Origin of the sequence: Pseudomonas sp. R62, assembly GCF_000257605.1 — a bacterium.
GTDB lineage: Bacteria > Pseudomonadota > Gammaproteobacteria > Pseudomonadales > Pseudomonadaceae > Aquipseudomonas > Aquipseudomonas atacamensis.
The window spans coordinates 1,256,126-1,259,935 of the sequence record NZ_JH635998.1 but is presented as its reverse complement, the minus strand read 5'-3'; the positions used below and the strand labels follow the sequence as shown (position 1 = coordinate 1,259,935).

Here is a 3,810-nt window from a genome sequence, read left to right as displayed (position 1 = left end):
GACCGCTACGTGATTGCCGAACTGCAAGAGCGCAACTGGCTCGTAGGCGGGGAAAACTCCGGGCATGTGGTCTGCTTCAACCACACCACCACGGGCGATGCGATCATCGCGGCTCTGCAGGTGTTGATGGCTCTGAAATCTCGCAACGAAGGTCTGGCGCAAACGCGGCAGGCTTTGCGCAAGTGCCCTCAGGTGCTGATCAACGTTCGCTTTGGCGGCGGTGAAAGCCCGCTGGAGCATCCGGCTGTCAAGGAAGCCAGTGCCCGTGTCACTCAGGCGATGGCGGGGCGCGGTCGCGTGCTTCTGCGCAAGTCCGGCACAGAGCCTCTGGTGCGCGTAATGGTCGAAGGCGAGGACGAAAACCAGGTTCGCGGCTATGCCGAAGAGCTGGCAAAACTGGTAACCGAAGTTTCTGCCTGATACGGCTTGCAAGCCATGATTGTGTTGGGTAACATCTGCGCCCACTTTGACCGACGAGGTACAGCATGCGTCGCCCTATGGTAGCTGGTAACTGGAAGATGCACGGTACCCGCGCCAGCGTCGCTGAGCTGATCAACGGCCTTCGTCATCTGGCCTTGCCAAGCGGTGTTGATGTCGCGGTGTTCCCGCCTTGCTTGTATATCAATCAAGTGATTGATGGCTTGAAAGGCAAGTCGATTTCGATCGGCGCGCAGAATTCTGCGGTGGAAGCCATGCAAGGTGCGTTGACTGGTGAGATTGCTCCCAGCCAACTGGTGGATGCAGGTTGTTCCCTGGTGCTTGTCGGGCACTCCGAACGCCGTCAGATTATGGGCGAGCGAGACGGGATGCTGAATCGCAAGTTCGCAGCGGCACAGGCATGTGGCTTGATTCCGGTGTTGTGTGTAGGGGAAACCCTCGAGCAGCGCGAAGCCGGAAAAACTCTTGAGGTTGTCGGGCGTCAGCTGGGCAGCATCATCGAGGAGCTGGGTGTCGGTGCCTTTGCCAAGGCAGTGATTGCATACGAGCCGGTCTGGGCCATTGGTACCGGGCTGACTGCAACGCCGCAACAGGCTCAGGATGTGCATAAAGCCATTCGCGAGCAGTTGGCGGCAGAGAATTCTGAAGTCGCACGAGGTGTGCGGCTTCTATACGGCGGCAGCGTGAAGGCGGCCAATGCGGTCGAACTGTTCGGCATGCCGGATATCGATGGGGGGCTCATTGGTGGAGCTTCCCTGAATGCAGATGAGTTCGGTGCGATCTGTCGCGCCGCGGGAAACTGAAAAAATGCTGGAAACAGTCGTAGTCGTTTTTCATCTGCTGGGTGCATTGGGCGTAGTTGCTCTGGTTTTGCTGCAGCAGGGTAAGGGTGCGGACGCTGGCGCGTCTTTCGGAGCAGGTGCTTCAAATACTGTGTTCGGAAGCCAAGGTTCCTCTACCTTTCTTAGTAAGTTTACTGCTATACTTGCCGCCGGTTTCTTCATAACCAGCTTGGGGTTAGGTTACTTTGCTAAAGAGAAAGCTCATCAGCTGACTCAAGCAGGTCTTCCAGATCCAGCAGTGTTGGAAGTACCTAAGCAACAACCGGCTTCTGATGATGTCCCGGTGCTTCAAGAGCAAAAGTCGGCTACTCCAGCGACTGACGTGCCTCCAGCTCAAGAGCAGAAGTAAGAAGAGTTCCAAACGTAGTATTGCCGAGGTGGTGGAATTGGTAGACACGCAACCTTGAGGTGGTTGTGCCCATAGGGTGTAGGGGTTCGAGTCCCCTTCTCGGTACCAATTAGTCAGGAGAGCCCGCTGTTGCGGGCTTTCTTGCAGGTGGAAGGTTACATTGACCCTAAAAGGGATCGGTCGTATACTTCCGCCCCAGCTTTGTCGCGGGGTGGAGCAGTCTGGTAGCTCGTCGGGCTCATAACCCGAAGGTCGTCGGTTCAAATCCGGCCCCCGCAACCAGTTTAAGGAGCCCCTTTTAAGGGGCTTTTTGTTAGCTGGATACTTTCAACGCCGCTGTTCGACGGCGTTTCAAGGATGGGCGTTATGCCCATTTTTTTATTTTGCAAAGCATGCACATATCATGCACTAGGGGGTTCAGGTGTCGAGCAAGCTAGAAGAGTTGCAGGCCTTGCTGGCCCCGGTGGTCGTGGCCCTGGGCTATGAATGCTGGGGTATCGAGTTTTCGGCTCAGGGTCGTCACTCGATGTTGCGCGTTTATATCGATAAAGAGGGTGGCGTGCTGGTGGACGATTGCGCCATTGTCAGCCGTCAGATCAGCGGTGTACTGGATGTTGAAGATCCTATCTCCGTTGAATACACCCTTGAAGTTTCCTCGCCTGGCATGGAGCGCCCGCTGTTCACTCTTGAGCAGTTTGCCAAATTTGCCGGTGAACAAGTGAAGATCAAGCTGCGCTCGCCTTTCGAAGGTCGACGCAATTTTCAGGGCCTTCTGCGCGGTGTAGAAGAGCAGGACGTCGTGGTGCAGGTAGAAGACCACGAGTTCCTGTTGCCGATCGATATGATCGACAAGGCCAACATTATTCCCAGTTTTGACTGAGACGCGGATCCCGCGGATCCAATGGCTTGCGAAAGGCGAGGCGTACGATGAGCAAAGAAGTACTGCTGGTTGTTGAGTCGGTATCCAATGAAAAGGGTGTACCGGCAAGCGTAATTTTTGAAGCGCTGGAGTTGGCTCTGGCCACTGCTACCAAAAAGCGTTTTGAAGACGAAGTGGACCTGCGTGTGGAAATCAACCGCCACACCGGTTCCTACGAAACCTTCCGTCGGTGGACGGTCGTCGAAGAGAATGATCTCGACGATCCGGCCATCGAGACCTGGCCAAGCAAGGTTGCCGAAACGCACCCTGGCGCCAAGGTTGGTGACGTCGTCGAAGAGAAAATCGAATCCATCGAGTTCGGCCGCATCGCTGCACAGACTGCCAAGCAGGTCATCGTGCAGAAAGTTCGCGAAGCCGAGCGCGCTCAAGTGGTCGACGCCTATCGCGAGCGCCTGGGAGAAATCATCTCCGGCACCGTGAAAAAAGTTACCCGCGACAACGTGATCGTCGATCTGGGCAACAATGCTGAAGCATTGCTGGCCCGTGAAGACATCATTTCTCGCGAAACCTTCCGTGTCGGCGTGCGTCTGCGTGCGCTGCTCAAGGAAATCCGCACCGAGAACCGCGGCCCGCAGCTGATCCTGTCGCGTACCGCGCCGGAAATGCTGATCGAGCTGTTCCGTATCGAAGTGCCGGAAATCGCCGAAGGCCTCATCGAGGTCATGGCCGCCTCCCGTGATCCGGGTTCGCGTGCCAAGATCGCCGTCCGCTCCAAGGACAAGCGCATCGACCCGCAAGGTGCCTGCATCGGTATGCGCGGTTCGCGCGTCCAGGCGGTATCGGGTGAGTTGGGCGGTGAGCGTGTTGATATCGTGCTGTGGGACGACAACCCGGCCCAGTTCGTGATCAACGCCATGTCCCCGGCCGAGGTTGCGGCAATTATCGTTGACGAAGATGCCCATGCCATGGACATCGCCGTTGGCGCAGACAATCTGGCTCAGGCCATCGGTCGCGGTGGTCAGAACGTGCGTCTGGCCAGCCAGTTGACTGGCTGGACCCTGAACGTGATGACCGAATCGGACATCCAGGCTAAGCAGCAAGCAGAAACCGGCGACATCCTGCGCAACTTCATCGACGAGCTGGAAGTCGACGAAGAACTGGCTCAGGTGCTGGTAGATGAAGGCTTCACCAGCCTGGAAGAGATTGCCTACGTACCGGTGGAGGAAATGCTCAACATCGACGGCTTTGACGAGGACATCGTCAACGAGCTTCGTGCTCGCGCCAAGGATCGCTTGTTGACC

The 3,810-nt window shown here is 56.8% G+C and carries 4 protein-coding genes, 2 tRNA genes and 1 pseudogene; all 7 read left to right on the top strand.

Features of this window, described 5'->3' with window-relative positions:
* Positions 1 to 420, top strand: a pseudogene (glmM, locus tag OQK_RS07090) (phosphoglucosamine mutase); the annotation flags it as partial.
* Positions 421 to 485: 65 nt separating this feature from the next.
* Positions 486 to 1,241, top strand: a complete 756-nt coding sequence (gene tpiA, locus OQK_RS07085) for a triose-phosphate isomerase (RefSeq protein WP_016771757.1) — start codon at positions 486 to 488, stop codon at positions 1,239 to 1,241.
* Positions 1,242 to 1,245: 4 nt separating this feature from the next.
* Entirely contained in the window at positions 1,246 to 1,629 is a 384-nt protein-coding gene (secG, locus tag OQK_RS07080; RefSeq protein ID WP_016771756.1) for a preprotein translocase subunit SecG, read from the top strand.
* 22 nt (positions 1,630 to 1,651) lie between these two features.
* A tRNA-Leu gene (locus tag OQK_RS07075) sits at positions 1,652 to 1,737 on the top strand.
* Between the two features lie 97 nt (positions 1,738 to 1,834).
* Positions 1,835 to 1,911 (top strand) — tRNA-Met (locus OQK_RS07070).
* A 139-nt stretch (positions 1,912 to 2,050) separates the two neighbouring features.
* Positions 2,051 to 2,509 carry a ribosome maturation factor RimP gene (rimP, locus tag OQK_RS07065; protein WP_007973115.1) on the top strand — a complete coding sequence of 153 codons (459 nt, stop codon included), beginning with the start codon at positions 2,051 to 2,053 and terminating at the stop codon, positions 2,507 to 2,509.
* Between the two features lie 47 nt (positions 2,510 to 2,556).
* Positions 2,557 to 3,810: transcription termination factor NusA (gene nusA / locus OQK_RS07060; RefSeq protein ID WP_016771755.1), on the top strand; the 1,254-nt coding region annotated here is incomplete at its 3' end.

Coding starts and splice junctions, on each gene's coding strand:
- tpiA (WP_016771757.1), top strand. CDS start 486: ATGCGTCGCCCTATGGTAGCTGGTAACTGGAAGATGCACGGTACCCGC.
- secG (WP_016771756.1), top strand. CDS start 1,246: ATGCTGGAAACAGTCGTAGTCGTTTTTCATCTGCTGGGTGCATTGGGC.